This window comes from Paenibacillus sp. FSL P4-0113, from assembly GCF_038009305.1.
Lineage (GTDB): Bacteria > Bacillota > Bacilli > Paenibacillales > Paenibacillaceae > Paenibacillus > Paenibacillus polymyxa_D.
The window spans coordinates 4,007,533-4,022,500 of sequence record NZ_JBBPAZ010000001.1 but is presented as its reverse complement, the minus strand read 5'-3'; the positions used below and the strand labels follow the sequence as shown (position 1 = coordinate 4,022,500).

Here is a 14,968-nt window from a genome sequence, read left to right as displayed (position 1 = left end):
TATATTAATGAACGAGTCAACTCACGCGCTCCTTCTCGATGTTTTGCCTGCTCCTGAGCAGTGACACCGATCAATGGCCCAAGGTAATAATCATTTTGCGCCCAGTTTAAAAGAGTTACCTCACCATCATTTAGCGGTTTGCTCCATATCGAGGGATCTACAATACGACGATAATCCCATAAGGATACAATGCCCTGATCGTTAGGAAACAATGTGAACTGTTTTAGTTTACTGGTATCATCCGCGTCAGTAGCAAACCAGCTCAAAATCGGAAAACGGGAAAAGGAAGGAATATAATTTCTCCAGAAATCATATTGTTGCGGCCGCTCTATAATGAAGCTTTCCTGGGGAATATAGTCTACGGCAGCCACATGTGTGATAGATTGCATATCAAAAGGGTTAGCACACTCCAGTGCATGAGGCTCACCCGTAGCAGCCCGCGACTCCGCTCCACTCGTATGCTCCACTCCTGCCATTGGAAGGAGATCACCACACTCTGTCGCATCCAGATAAAACGCTCCGTGCAGCACTCTAAATCCACACTTATAATCAGCGCTATTCGAGGTACGGACAGTTACAGAAGTAATACAGTCCCCATCCGTCTGAACGGCAATAGGCACGGTGTGATAGTATACATGAACGCGCCCCGTATTCAAATAGGGAGCGAGCATATCTTCAAGCACCCGCAGAGCTACCCGTGGTTCATGGGCCAGACGGCTTACCCAACCGTTCCCAGGGTTGAGAATGGGATTATTTCGAGCTTCTTCGGTTAACGGATAGTTCTGACGGTAATAGTCACGTACACGATTACGGAACTCACGGTATGTTGCTGTGCAACCAAATTGTTCGATCCATCGATGCTCATCTGGGGGAACCGCCTGTGAAGTTAACTGCCCCCCTAACCAGTCCGTCTCCTCTGTCACGATGACTCTCATGCCAGCCTTCGCCGCCGCGAGAGCTGCCGATGTCCCCCCCAGGCCTCCGCCAATCACAACAATGTCGGTATCAAGCCGTTTTTGCGTCATGGTTCGTTCCCCTTTCATTCTTGTACTAGGACTCGGTCATTTCGAAGGCAAGCCGTGCAGCACCGATAATTCCAGCGCGATTGCCCAACAATGCCCGACTTACTTCCGTTTGAACTCCAAATTGGTGCAGATGCTTTTCCAGCATGGGCCACCAGACCTCTCCCGTGTCCGATACTCCTCCGCCTACAATGATCCTCTCAGGATCAAGAGTCACTGAGATGTTAGCTAGAAGTACAGCTAAATCTGCGGTGTAATCATCCAGCACCTGAATTGCCTCCTGGTTACCGTGAACGGCCTCTTTCACAATCTCGTTTCCCGAGCGGTACAATTTACCGACGTGTTCCCTACCTCGACGTAAGAGGGCGCTCCCCGATACATATTGCTCGGCGCACCCTTTTCTTCCGCAATTACAGGGGTGTCCTCCGGGGAATAGAATACTGTGCCCCCAATCACCGCCGCTCCAATGAGCCCCTCTGCACAAGAGGCCATTTTCCATATATGCACCTCCGACACCTGTTCCCAACGTGAGCATCACCAAGCGTCGCTTGCCCTTCCCCGCTCCCTGCCACGCTTCTCCAAGTAAAGCGGCGTTCGCATCATTATCAGCAACTGCTCGTAAAGCCAGTTTTTCCCTAGCCCATGTTACTAAGGATGTACCTTGCCAGCCAGGTAGGTTATCTGTGGCATACACAACTTCGCCGCTCTCCACATTTACTCTGCCAGCAGTAGCAATGCCAAGAGCGCCTACATCTATATGGGCACCGAGGCTGGTATCTCCAAAAGAACGCAACAGTCCGAGCACAGATTCTGACACCTGCGACAATACCCATTCACGTCCCCGGGAAGCGTCCGTATCCAGCCGGATTTCATCAAGCACCGATCCGTCCCGTGCCACTATGGCGGCCTTCACCGATGTGCCCCCAATGTCGATTCCAATGACTCTGTTCACAGCAGCTGCCACCACACCAACCTCCTTGTTACCTACATAAAAGCTTACTAGCTCTTTGTACAAACCCTCTATTAATAGCAATACATGAAATAGCCATTCATAAGCACCACAAACACAAGTCATTGAACCTGTCGAAACGCACAGTTTTCAATTCACAACTGAAAAATCTCAATAGCTTCGTTCAATAACGGCCCTCGCTGTTTTTTCCTTCATCTGTTTGGTGTGACTCGTGTGCTTGCGAGCAAGCCCTTCGCAGATGAGGTCAATCACGAATAGTTGTGAGATTTTAGCACCGATTGAACCACCTTCTATCGGCGCTTCTTTGCCCGCTGTTAGCAACACGATATCTGCAATGGAGGTAATGGGTGATTTCGCATAATTTGTAATTGCGATAACAGTTGCACCGTTTTGCTTGGCTTTATACAGCATATCGTTCGTATCCAGCGTACTTCCTGATACACTAATGCCGATAGCCACATCACCCGGGTTCATGGACACCGCCATCATCGACTGAATATGTCCGTCTGCCACAGCCTCGGCGCGACGCCCGATGCGTAAGAAACGGTTTTTAGCATCCTGCGCGGAAATCCCCGAAGCACCTACGCCGAAAAATTGAACATAGCCCGCTTGATCGAGACACGCAATCGCACGACCAAGCTCTGAATGGTCCAGCAGCCCCATACTGGAGTGCAAAATATCGAGCATGTTGTGATACACCGTACGCGTAATATCTTGTTCGTCATCTGGGTCGATGTTCTCCTCGCCCATATCAGTTTTACGATAAGTCTGGTTTTGCGCTAGGGACAGTCGGAAATCCTGATAACCTCTGAAACCAATCTTCCGACAAAAGCGCATGACGGTCGTTTCGCCTGTACCTGCAAAATCCGCCAGCTCCGTCACAGAGAAATATATGATGTCTGCGGGATGCTCCAGTACGCACAAGGCAACTTTCTGCTCCGATTTCGTTAATGAAGGATAATACGTTTTAATTCGGTCGTTCATCTCCATAGATGCATTTCACTGCCTTCCTTGCGGCATCGGCAAACCGCTGCGTAATCAATTGGGGTCTGGTAATCGCCGAGCCTACAACCACTGCATGTGCTCCCATTCGGAATGCTTCCTCAACCTGCGCAGGATCATAGATTTTGCCCTCTGCAATTAAAGGAACGGGAACCAGTTCCGACGCTCTCCGAACCAGCTCCAGATCAGGACCCTCAATCTGAGCAGAGTACGGCGTATACCCGGATAACGTGGTGGATACGCAGTCTGCGCCAAGGGAGGCCGCATGAAGTGCCTCCTCCAGTGTCGATATATCTGCCATGGAAGTGACTCCCTGCTCATGGGCATAATCTATGAGCCTCTTCAGCTTGCATCCCGCTGGGCGCGGTCGTAATGTGGCATCCAGCGCAATGATATCCGCGCCTGCCTCCACCAGTTCCTCCATTTCACGAAGGGTAGGCGTAATGTAAATATCAGAATCATCATAATCCCGCTTAACCAAGCCAATCACTGGTAGAGAAATTGCCTGTTTAATCGCACGTACATCCGATGCGCCATTGGCGCGTATCGCCACAGCTCCACCCTGCTGTGCGGCAAGCGCCATTTTGACCATAGAATCTGCTCCATGTAACGGTTCGCCTGGTAGCGCCTGACAGGACACGATCAGTCCGTGCTGAACTTTGGATAATACACCTTCCATTCCCATAGGAATCACCCTCTCTTCTCAGCATGATGCCGTACGGTTAATGCGACTTCAAAGGTGCGGTTCCACGGCATGTAGCAATCTATAATTTCCACGCGGCCTTCCGGCCCGTTCACATATTCATTGAGCGCCTGCTCCAGCCGTCCGCGAATAACCGCAGCTACCGAGCCTCTCGGTCCATCGAGCATAAACTTGGTAAAACCCATCTGCTCCACAATTCCGTTATTCATAGCCGTACGTACCACAGCGCAATAACAGGCATCCTCGGCGTAGCGCAGCGACAGAAAATCCAAATGTTCCTCCGTAGAGCCATAGTGGGTATACAGCATGGACTGGGCAATGACGGTGCCCAGCGTGTTAGAACTGGTATTCCAGCCTGCATAACCCGCCAGCTTAAAAAGCAGTCCTTTTTGCTTCAATAGTCTAAGTAGCTTGAGATCTGCGCCGTTGGCGTAGCCCACATCAGCAACTGCAACATTTTGACCTGCATATTGCAGCATATAAGAACCGTACTCAACCAGCTCTACTACATTCCGATGCACATCATATCCGGTCATTGCACGCTGCTGGGATGAAGCCTCTGCCATCGTGTCACCAGGTGTGTTAGCCAACAAAATCAAATCAGCCTCCGTTGCTGAGGAAGCGATCAGCCCACCTGCCGCCATAATCTGATATTTTAAGGTTTCGTAAAAATAGCGATCTTCAAAAAGCGGTACTACGAATGCCCCCTGCAAAGCAGACAATCGGGGATACACCAGTGGGACTACATTATTCATCTTGTTAACCCAACGAGCCAGCAACGTACAACCCACTTCATCTGCCCCCGGGTACATGTATACATTCAAATCCAGCCCAAGCTCAGAAATACGACTTCTTAGCCGCTGCTGATCCTTGGCGGTATAGCCGTAGGGAGCCGAATCATCCTGTGGGATGATCATAAAATCAATGATACCTTCTGCTACGAGATCCAGCGCAACTTCATTGGCCTCCAAATTCACATGGCGACGCCCTAGGTAATCATCCAATATTTCCATTGGCAGACGCTCGTTGATATCAGCTAATTCGAGTAACTCTTCTGCGGTAGCAATCCCCAGCTCCTGACGATGCTCAATGAAGCCCTTTCTGAATATCTCACGACCCCAATCGGCATAGTAATCCGGTTCTTCATCAGCCAAAGAATATTGCGGACAGCGCATAATCAGTTGAAATGCATACAGGGTCAGTTGCGGATATAGCTGTTTTAGCCTGCGAAGCCGATTCACTCTATCTTTGACCTGCTCGCTCGACATACTGTGTAGTCGAGAAGGTACGATTCCTCCGTACAGCAACGTATCCATCGCAACAATGGCTCCATCAGCCGCCGCTGCGCGTTCTTCGAGCCATGCCCATAGTCTGATCGTATCGCCATGGGTTTTCTTTTGTCCCATCCATTCTAATGGGGGCCGCTCCATCTCAAAGTCTGTGCCCTGTGCCAGTAAATAAGGAAATTGATAATTACAGGGCCGCTCATCCAGCGGTATAAAAAGTAATCGGGTTTTGGGCTTCACCATACGTTCCACCTCTCCTGAAAATTACCGTTATCCTAACGGCAAATGATTATTTTCAGGGCAGCTATGCTGCCTTGGTTGCTTAATCCAGCGCAAATACTCACAAAATCAGCCGATATTTTCCTTGTTCGTCCTGATCGACATAACCCCACTGCGCAGCAGCACGGATCGCCGGATTGCTACCCAGCCGAGCCTCCGCTTCTAAGCAAGCAGTGATACCGCTTCGCAGTTCTCCTACGATTTCGTCTGTCAGAGGTGACGGCTCTTGCTCGTCAACAGCTTCCCTCGGCGTGCCGCTCGACTGTGCATCGTCCTGTCGCTCGCTGCTGAGCGCAGCTTGACGCAACACCTGCCACAGGCCCGCATCCAGCTCGGCACGTTCCAGCCACGGTGCGGCCTGGGACACGAATCCTGCCGCTGGATCACCGGCAGGCACGCTCCGTAGGACGTTCACGGCCTGAAGCAGCCGCTCAAAGTACATATCCAGTGCAGGGATATCGAGCATTTGCAAAGCAAGGTCCACGTCCTCGTACGTGTTGCAGCCTAGTCGGCTGTTCCTGTTTTGACGACAGAAAAACATCAGTTCATCCGCACGCTCTCCTGCTAACTGCCGCGCAGCCCATTTCCAAGATCGCTCAGGCATATACCGTTCACTGTTCCACATATAGTGGGACATCGTAATGAGCGTCACTTTGGAGCATTCCCACTGATTCATCGGGTTGGCCACCATACCGGTATGTCCACAGTCTGGTAGCCCGGAATATCGTCCGCGCAGCGGATCAAGGAATAACCGATCATGGTCACAATCATTCACCGGGATGTTATCCCACAGCCACAGCTCATGCCCGAAGAATGCATGATTATCAGCGGCGTGCTCGCGACTAATCTGTGGAGCAAAAACAAAGTACCCCGTCCAGAACACCTTAATCTCCGGATGCAGCCGCTCACGGAAATCCTTTTTGTATTCGGTATCCCAATACGACCAATATTCCGAAGGACAGACCGTCAGGGTAAATTCAGGCAGCCGCTCAGCCAGCCATGTATGAACCTTGTTCGTCAAAAAGACATGAGCGTGACCCGAGCGGCCCAGCAAGTGTCGATTTTCCCCTTTGAGTACATAGTCAATGTCATCCATTAATACAGAAAAATGACGTACGCCAATCGCAATCACGGCCGCCAGCTTTTCCGTCAATTTGAGGAAATCTTCATCACTGCCAAAGCTCAGGTCGTTCCCTGGGCTGATACAATAATGAAAATCAACCTCATGCCGTTCGCAGGCTTCCTTCAATTCGCAAATCTGGGCAAACGTATCCTCAGGGTACGGCTCTCTCCATAGCTCACGATGATATGGATCATCCTTGGGGGCATACATGAATGTGTTCATCCGATGCGTAGCCATAAACCGAACGGCATCCAGCCGATCCGCGAAACTCCACGGTTTCCCGTAAAAGCCCTCAATAATTCCTCTGACCGGGAAGGAAGGCTCATCCCGAATAGACATCACCGGCAAAGTACATCGCTCCTGTTCCACTTGAAGCAGGAGATGCAGGGCATCCATGCCGTATTTGAGCCCTCTTTTATTGGAAGCATGGACTTCAATTCGCCCGTCCTTCTGAATGTCCAACCGATATCCGTCTGCAGCAAGCGTTCCGTCATATTCGAGCACCAACTGTACGCTTCCCCGTGTTTCAGTCGGTACACCCGGTCCTGGAGGTACAATAAGCTTGATCGGTCCCTCAGGGTCCAGCACACCTTCATACTCCTGATTCATTGCAAAGCGAGAGGACAGTTCACAGATCAGTCGCGGTTCGGAGATAACCAGCCTTTCCCCGCTGTCATACACATCACGAAAATAATATTGAATCTCCTGCGGTGCTAGCCCTACACTCGAATAAGGCCCCGTTCCTTCGGACAGTTCCATCGCAATCGTCTCCTTCCATTCACAGGCTCTTCGTAGCCGTGACTACTGGCTATCCTTTTACCGCTCCCGCCAAACCTTCCATATAGTAGCGCTGTGTAAACAGGAACAATATAATGATCGGCAGTACCGAAATCATTGTGCCGGCAGCAATCCAGCCGAAGTTATAGGCAAATTGACCGTTGAGATACGTGAGCGCAGCTGCTAGCGGATATAGCTCCGTATCGTTCAAAATAACGATAGGCCACAGAAAGCTGTTCCAGAACGACATCGCCTCCAACAGAGAAATTACAGCAAGCGCTGGCTTGACCAGCGGAAGCACCAGCTGCCACCAAATTCGAAACTCCGAAGCGCCGTCCATTTTACCGGAATCACGTACATCGGTGGGAATATGAATAAACGTCTGTCGCATCAGAAAAATGTTGAACACGGAGACTGCCCCAGGCAACACTACACCCAAATATGTATTGCCCAGATGAAGCCCTTGAATGGTCAGATAATGCACAATAAATGCGGTGTAGGAAGGAATAATCATCGTGGCAATCAGCAGCGTAAACACCAGATTTTTACCCTTAAAACGAAACACAGCCAAGGGATATCCTGTCAGACTGGCGAGTACCACATTGAGCACAACGCCCAACACCGTAATGATGACCGTATTCAGCATATATTTCGGGAAATTCATGAACTGCCACACCTGAACATAGTTGTCGAAATTAATAAAGGTCGGAAAAATAGCGGGCGGCGTTGAAAAAATGTTACGGCCTGGCATGAGGGATACGCTGAGCAGCCAGAGGAACGGTCCCATTAAAAAGAGGGCGAGTAGCACTAGAAGCATGTAGATGACCGTCATTCTCAGCATTCGGGCGAGACTGCGCATGCTGCGGCTACTTTCCTTTTTAGGAAGAGATGAGCATAGCAATTTGTCATCCTTTAGATTCATCAATAGGGATTGACACCACCTTTCCTATTGAATCGGAATACGATAATACTAAGTACGGCAATCATTGCACCGACAATTAAGCCAAGCGCTGAAGCATACCCAAAATTAAACTGCTCCATCCCCTTTTGAAAAATATACAAGCTCGATGTCAACGTGGCCGTTCCCGGTCCACCCTTGGTTAGTACATATACTTCATCAAATACGCGGATAGCTGACATGAGTGATATAAGGGTACAGAACAGAACGTAAGGTCTTAGCAGTGGAAGAGTAATATGAACAATCAGACGCCATCGGCTTGCACCGTCGACTCTAGCGGCTTCGTACAGATCTTGAGGAATGTTTTGTAATCCAGCCAGATAGAGCATCATATAATACCCGAGTCCCTTCCACATTGTGATGAACATCAGTACATACAAGGCCAAGTTGCTGTCCGATAACCAGTGTATGTCTTTGCTAATCAGGCCGATCTGTATGAGCAAGTAGTTCACTACGCTGTTATTGCCCAACAGCCAGCTCCAAATTAAGGCTACAGCTACCATTGAAGTCACAACAGGGATGTAGTAGGTCGTGCGGAATATTTTGATTCCCGGAATACGGCTGTTCACAAGCACGGCCATCAGGATGGAGAAAATTTGGAGAAAGGGGACAATGAGCACGTACAACAATGAGTTCCAAATCGAAATAAGAAAGTTACGGTCCTTAAACGCCGCTTCAAAATTATTCAAACCGACAAAATGGGTATCTGATATGACAGAGTAGTCTGTCAATGCCAGCGGAATGCTGTAAATAATAGGCCAAAATACAAAGACGGCAAGCAATAACAGTCCCGGCGTCATAAAAGCCCAGGCCGTAAAAGACTCCGACCTCAACCATTTGATCATGCTGCATCACCACCTGATTTCGATAAATGAACAGGGGAGTATTCACTCCCCCCTGTCAAACCTATTGCTTTAAAATATCGTTTACTTCCTGCTCCAGAGCAGTTAGCGTCTCCTTCGTATCTCTTCCGTTCAATAAAATATTTTGCAAGGCTCGCGCGATGGCACTATTCACATCTTTGGCATTGGGCACACCAACCATATAATCTGTCGCCTTATCCAAACTTTGCGCGGATACTACCTTGGCTTGTGCTTCTAATGATTTGTCAGACTGAGTAAAATATGGATCCTTAATGGAGTCTTTCGTGGAAGGTAGTGTATTCGCCGCTTTAGAAAAAGCAGTTTGACTCTCTGCGTTTGTCAAGAAAACAGCAAATTTCACTGCTTCGTCCACATGTACAGACTTAGCAGGTACGACCAAGTCCATAGAGTTGGAGAGCCGCACATCGGCTTTGCCAGTTGGGACAGGGACAGCAATTGTGTTCTTATAAACGTCTGGCGCTGCCGTTTTGATAAAATTGATGAACGTGGGGCCTGCCAGCTCGAAAGCAACCTGCTCGCCGGCATAATATTTCACTTGTTGTGAGAAGTCAGCGTCTTCCTTGAGTACAACGCCATCTTCCATCTGTTTTTTTAGATTATCAATCATGGTGACTGCTTCTGGTGTATTGAACGCCGCCGCTGTCTTTTCTTTATTTAGAATAGGAATGCCGTCCACAGCGAAAAGCTTGGATACAAGCTGCTGAGCATAGCCTGCCTTGCCAATTTTTCTATTGATCTGACGGCCCCATTCAGACAATTCCTCCCGGGTTTTGGGCGGATGAGCAGGGTCCAATCCGGCGGCTTTGACCAGCTTTGTATTCATGTAAAGCACTTCTGTACCGGTATACCAGGGTAGCGCATAAGCTTTACCGTTAATGACTGTGGAATTATAAATACCCTCGAAATAAGCAGCCTTTTCCTCGGGCGACAAATGCTCGTTCATATCAACAACCGCACCCTTGGAGCCCATTTGGCTAGCAAATTCTGTATTGAGATTAACTACATCCGGACTGCTGTTGCTAGCGATACTTGTCAACAGCTTGTTGGTTACTGCGTCATAAGGGTAATCCTTCCAGTCAATTTTGACATTGGGGTTCTTCTGCTCATAATCGGCAATCACCCGATTGAAATACGGGGTAAATGTAGGTTGTAGTGCAATGGTCCAAAATTGCAGTGTTACTTTCCCTCCGTCAACCTTTTCCGACTTTGATCCTCCACCACCGCAGCTGCTCAGCAGTACAACCAGCGCCAGCATAGATACAAGCAACCGTAACCTGCCTTTCGCTTTCTTTGTCACATGGTGACCCCCTTGTTCTTAGTTGATTAAGGCAAATTATAGCAGAAATACCGTTATAGAAGGAACGTTTTTTTAATAAAATAAATTTAGAAGGAATAATTTTTCTTTTATTGGATACAAAAAAGACGCCTCTTCAGCAGAGACGCCATTTCCCTAAATCAACCCATCAAAGGGTTCACATCTATTAATAGTATGGGGCCATGAAAACGTACACCAATACCCCGGTCAAACTCACATATAGCCAAATTGGCATCGTCCAGCGCGCAATCTTACGATGTTTTGCTACCTGCATCGTCCATCCCCATACAACCGTGAACAGTGCCAGCGGTACAATAATCGCAGCCAGTATGCTATGCGAAATCAACAATGTAAAGTAAATCGGACGAAGGATACCCACACCGCCATATTTTGCAGTTTCCGGCGAAATGTAGTGAAAGGTCAGGTAGGAAAATAAAAATAAAACGGTACTGGCAAAGGCCAGCAGAATAAAGGTTTTATGCACCTTGATGTTCTTCTTGAAAATAGCAACCAATGCAGCCACCAGGAAAATAAACGTGAAGCTGTTAAAAATCGCATTCAACCTTGGGAAAATAGTGAGATCAAAACTGACACTCCCCTGGTATCCGATCGGCGAAAAGAATAGCAGCAAAATAATCACGTTGGCTATAATGGAAACGGTGATAATCAAGGTTGTAAAATTACGATTGCTCGTTGGAACGTACTGCTTGTCCTCACTCGCTTTATTCATCATGAGCGTCTCCTTCGTTTAAATTCAGGTTTTCATTATTTTTGCGGTCATAACCATAATATATTATATAGAACTCATAGTTAGCCTGTGAAGTGACAACAGTATGAACAATTTCACAGCCATCCGGCAAGAAATGTGCTTCAACATTTGAGGATAGCCCTTTGTTTCCCTATATCAACGGTAGAATGCATTCTTTTTAAAAGCTTTATGCACACAAAAAAACACCGGAAGAGTCTGATTACCCGCTCCGGTGTTGTGTCGGTTATGCAGTTAAGCAGCCTTGATGATCCATATTCATTGCTGCCACACGTCACTGTATTCTTTATGGCGCTTGAACAGAGCAAGTGCGTACGAGCAAGCAGGGATAACCTTTTTATGCTGATTTCTTGCCATCTCAACCACTCTGTCGATGAGCTCCTTGCCAATTTTTTGACCCCGTAACTGCTCGGATACAAATGTATGGTCAATGACCAATGAGTGGTCATCTACGGATTTATAACCTACTTCTGCAACTACCTGTCCATCATCCACCATGACTACTGCATGGTCCTCCTCGCGAATTTGTCTCATGAGACCAATCCCCTTTCTGACTGAAGAAAATCCCGTAAAACTCATGCTAACGAATTAATGCAATCACTTCATGCCGACGCTAGATATTCTTATCATTCCCCTATTTAGGGATCAGAGAAACATCACATACGAGGATTTTGCAAAAATCCCATAAGCGACTTCCAATGAACAAGATATAGATCGAAATGGTTTAGTTCGTCTATATCTTGCACTTCGGAGCGACTGGAATCAAATTTTGCAAAATCCTGATACATAAAATAAGATCTATCGTCGACACTATATTTATTCATATAAAGGCAAGGGAGGTGCTGCGTTGCGTACAGAAATAAAACCCGTCATCCCGTTTGAACCGGAACTGAGCGAAAAAGTACCTGTAGATGCAACAGGCCTTTGGCGTTACGAAATAAAATGGGACGGTACGAGAATTTTGACGTATCACAACCAGGGCAGCACACGCCTGTTCAACCGCAAACAGCACGAACGAACGCTTTTATACCCGGAGCTTGCTCTCTTCCCCTCCTACTGCAAGGCTGATTCGGTCATATTGGACGGGGAAATGATCGCACTCGGTGCCGACGGTAAACCATCGTTCCATGAAATTATGCGACGGGATCTGATTCGTCGGACGGATCGAATTCAGTCAGCCTATGAAGCTGTGCCTGCTACTTACATGTTGTTTGATATTATTTATCTGAACGGGGAGTGGGTTCATCTTAAACCGTTACAGGAAAGGCTTGAACTGCTGCATCAGATCATCATACCGAATGAACGGATTCAACTGGCTCCCGCTCATCCTGATGGACAAGCTCTATTTCAGGTTATGTGCAGCCAAGGAATGGAAGGTATTGTGTGTAAAAAGCTGGATAGTCCGTACACATTGGGCGGAAAGGACGGACGATGGCTCAAGGTCAAAAATTATGGCGATATCATTGCCGTTATCGGTGGCTATACCCTGAACGGAGGCATTATCAACGCTGTGTTGCTGGGCCAATATGATAAACAAGGAATGCTGCGCTATATCGGGCATGTGGGTACGGGCAAGCTGACTCGGGAAGATTGGCGTCAGCTTACCGAGCGCCTGCTACCACATACCATATCGGAACGACCCTTTAGCAATAAACCGGATCGGCATCAAGATGCGTTTTGGGTGCAACCCATGTATACCGCCAAGGTTCAATATAGTGAGTGGCGGTGGCAAGAAGGACGTACCCTGCGTCAGCCCTCCATACAAGCCTTTGTGAATCAGGACCTCGATCAGTGTATCGGCCCCTGGATGTGACGTTTTACAGATATATTTTCAAAAAATGCGGAACAAAGTTTGTATAAATCATTGCAACCAGTGGTTAATTAAATTACAGTTAACTAATTAACTACATCGAGGTGGATCGCATGTTCTTTTTTTTGGACTCCGAAATTCGTCAACTGGCCTATAATCTCTTTCCAGGTGGCAATAAACCAATTGGTGTTTTGGTAGATTTATTTTCCATAACTTATGAAATACGTAAAAACATGGAGAAGCGTTCACGTGAATTTGGTCTCTCCTACGGGCAATATATCGCGCTTTGTGTACTTTCAGCACAAAGAGATGAAATGTCTTCTCCTTCTGCTTTGGCTGAAAAGATGGGTGTAAGCCGGGCAGCAATCAGTTCCATGGTTATTTCTCTCGAACAAGAGGGATTCATTAATAAATATGACGATCCCAATGACAAGCGGGGAGTGTTCGTGTCCCTGAACGATAAAGGAAAAAGTAAAATTCAACAGATGGATCCCTTTTTCGTAGGGCTGGCTTCACGTCTGATGTCAGACTTTAGTGAGTCGGAAATCTGTCAGTTCCAAACCTATTTGTCACGCGTACGTTCTGCGTTTGAAGATGTCAAAGGTTCGCGTCTAACCGACTCCAGAGAGAAGAGAGAAAAATGGTGCGAAGACTGAGGCAAAAACTGTTCGTCAAACTTGCCCGCATATCTGCTGGCAGAATGGGTGCTGCGTCCGATTTCAAACCTTCGTATTCTCCCAAAGTACATCGGAAAGAAAGGATCATCCACTCCCTGTATTCTTCATTTTTCATGGTAGCGGTTTCATGATGGGCAGCGCTGAAGTTGAAATTGGCATTTGAGTTCCGCATCGGAACGTCTGGCAGAACTGAAGAAATAAAAATAAGCCTCCTGCTGCCACTGCCATTATGCAGTCGGGTTCAGGAGGCTTATTATTTATCATTACAAACTGTTAAAAGCGTCAGTCAATACAGGTACAATTTGCGATTTGCGCGATACGACGCCTTTCAGAACAGCCTTATTGTCGTCCAACTGAACATTATAGGCTTTTTCGACTGCCTGGGCTTGGCTTCCCAGCGCAATACCAATGGAATCACTGTTCACAATGTCTGTTACGACGAACAAGAACAGATCAAGATTTTTAGCTTCAATGGTTTGGGCCAATGCAGCTTCCAGATCAGCTTGACGGGACAACACATCGTTTACGTCTACTGCGTTCACTTGAGCAATTTCCACTTTGCGACCATTCATCTGAAATTCTTTGGCATCCAGACTTACTAACTGTTCAATGGTATGACCACTCAAGTCAGCTCCCGCTTTAAGCAAGTCAAATCCGTAACGATCTGCATCCACACCAGCAATTTCAGCCAGTTCACGAGCAGCAGCTACGTCTTGATCCGTGCAGGTTGGGGATTTAAACAACAGAGAATCGGAAATAATCGCGGACAACATTAGACCTGCGATATCTTTCGGAATTGCTACACCATTTTCCTTGTAGAGCTTGTTCAAAATGGTGGCTGTGCAACCCACTGGCTCAGCGCGGAAGTATAACGGCTGGCTTGTTTCAAAGTTAGCGATCCGGTGATGGTCGATGACTTCAGTTACACGTACCTTGTCAATATCAGCGGCGCTTTGCTGGCGTTCATTATGATCGACCAGAATGACGTTGTCCGTTTCAGCAGCAACCTGCTCAACCAGACGTGGCGCGCTCACTTTGAAATAATCCAGTGCATACTGCGTTTCCCCGTTCACCTCGCCCAGACGAACCGGCTCTACGTCCGCGCCCAGTTTGGTTTTTAAGTCTGCATAAGCAATAGCTGAGCAAATGGTATCCGTATCCGGATTTTTATGCCCGAAAATCAATGTTTTTGCCAACATAATCGACTCCTTTGCCTTAGGCATTTTACATGATTGTGAAACCTCAACAATTCCAATGCAGATTATATCATTAAATCTCGCATTCTCCCATTCCTCTTCGATTGTTTTCAAAAATAATCTAGTAAATTCATAACATTTCCATGGAATCTACATGTAATGTTAACCTTATTTTTTCTAAAAATATAAAAAACATATAG

The 14,968-nt window shown here is 47.4% G+C and carries 14 protein-coding genes (1 of these 14 cut by a window edge); 2 read left to right on the top strand and 12 right to left on the bottom strand.

What is annotated here, in order from left to right; genetic code table 11:
* The 11 genes from MKX46_RS17305 to MKX46_RS17255 form a co-directional block, all read right to left on the bottom strand.
* Nucleotides 1-1,025 carry the 5' portion of an FAD-dependent oxidoreductase gene (locus MKX46_RS17305; protein WP_029516812.1) on the bottom strand. It extends 586 nt beyond the left edge of the window, so the window shows 1,025 of its 1,611 coding nt (coding positions 1-1,025); its start codon is at nucleotides 1,023-1,025; its stop codon lies off the left edge, out of view.
* A gap of 25 nt (nucleotides 1,026-1,050) precedes the next feature.
* A complete protein-coding gene (locus MKX46_RS17300; RefSeq protein ID WP_152526700.1) occupies nucleotides 1,051-1,986 on the bottom strand; it encodes an ROK family protein in 936 nt (311 codons plus the stop codon).
* A gap of 156 nt (nucleotides 1,987-2,142) precedes the next feature.
* The gene (locus MKX46_RS17295; RefSeq protein WP_029516814.1) at nucleotides 2,143-2,982 is read right to left on the bottom strand and encodes a MurR/RpiR family transcriptional regulator; all 840 of its coding nucleotides are present in this window, start codon (nucleotides 2,980-2,982) and stop codon (nucleotides 2,143-2,145) included.
* On the bottom strand, nucleotides 2,960-3,679 hold the full coding sequence (locus MKX46_RS17290) for an N-acetylmannosamine-6-phosphate 2-epimerase (protein WP_029516815.1): 720 nt from the start codon (nucleotides 3,677-3,679) through the stop codon (nucleotides 2,960-2,962). The genes MKX46_RS17295 and MKX46_RS17290 overlap by 23 nt, the downstream gene beginning before the upstream one ends.
* A 5-nt stretch (nucleotides 3,680-3,684) precedes the next feature.
* On the bottom strand, nucleotides 3,685-5,226 hold the full coding sequence (locus tag MKX46_RS17285; RefSeq protein WP_241113458.1) for a DUF4127 family protein: 1,542 nt from the start codon (nucleotides 5,224-5,226) through the stop codon (nucleotides 3,685-3,687).
* 97 nt (nucleotides 5,227-5,323) lie between these two features.
* Entirely contained in the window at nucleotides 5,324-7,144 is a 1,821-nt protein-coding gene (locus MKX46_RS17280; RefSeq protein ID WP_241113457.1) for a protein O-GlcNAcase, read from the bottom strand.
* 49 nt (nucleotides 7,145-7,193) lie between these two features.
* Nucleotides 7,194-8,084 (bottom strand): carbohydrate ABC transporter permease, encoded by an 891-nt coding sequence (locus MKX46_RS17275; RefSeq protein ID WP_029516818.1) that lies wholly within the window; start codon nucleotides 8,082-8,084, stop codon nucleotides 7,194-7,196.
* On the bottom strand, nucleotides 8,084-8,965 hold the full coding sequence (locus tag MKX46_RS17270) for a carbohydrate ABC transporter permease (protein WP_029516819.1): 882 nt from the start codon (nucleotides 8,963-8,965) through the stop codon (nucleotides 8,084-8,086). The genes MKX46_RS17275 and MKX46_RS17270 overlap by 1 nt, the downstream gene beginning before the upstream one ends.
* Nucleotides 8,966-9,026: 61 nt before the next feature.
* A complete protein-coding gene (locus tag MKX46_RS17265) occupies nucleotides 9,027-10,301 on the bottom strand; it encodes an ABC transporter substrate-binding protein (protein ID WP_029516820.1) in 1,275 nt (424 codons plus the stop codon).
* 184 nt (nucleotides 10,302-10,485) lie between these two features.
* Complete coding sequence (locus MKX46_RS17260) at nucleotides 10,486-11,049, bottom strand: DUF420 domain-containing protein (RefSeq protein WP_029516821.1); 564 nt, start codon at nucleotides 11,047-11,049, stop codon at nucleotides 10,486-10,488.
* Nucleotides 11,050-11,343: 294 nt separating this feature from the next.
* Nucleotides 11,344-11,619 (bottom strand): GNAT family N-acetyltransferase, encoded by a 276-nt coding sequence (locus MKX46_RS17255; RefSeq protein ID WP_029516822.1) that lies wholly within the window; start codon nucleotides 11,617-11,619, stop codon nucleotides 11,344-11,346.
* A gap of 313 nt (nucleotides 11,620-11,932) precedes the next feature.
* Between MKX46_RS17255 and MKX46_RS17250 the strand changes: the two genes are divergently transcribed.
* Both MKX46_RS17250 and MKX46_RS17245 read left to right on the top strand, forming a co-directional pair.
* A complete protein-coding gene (locus MKX46_RS17250) occupies nucleotides 11,933-12,898 on the top strand; it encodes an ATP-dependent DNA ligase (protein WP_029516823.1) in 966 nt (321 codons plus the stop codon).
* A gap of 110 nt (nucleotides 12,899-13,008) precedes the next feature.
* The gene (locus MKX46_RS17245; RefSeq protein WP_029516824.1) at nucleotides 13,009-13,551 is read left to right on the top strand and encodes a MarR family winged helix-turn-helix transcriptional regulator; all 543 of its coding nucleotides are present in this window, start codon (nucleotides 13,009-13,011) and stop codon (nucleotides 13,549-13,551) included.
* Between the two features lie 284 nt (nucleotides 13,552-13,835).
* On the opposite strand, the gene MKX46_RS17240 is transcribed toward MKX46_RS17245, so the two are convergent.
* Entirely contained in the window at nucleotides 13,836-14,771 is a 936-nt protein-coding gene (locus tag MKX46_RS17240) for a manganese-dependent inorganic pyrophosphatase (RefSeq protein WP_274386410.1), read from the bottom strand.
* Between the last annotated feature and the right edge of the window lie 197 nt (nucleotides 14,772-14,968).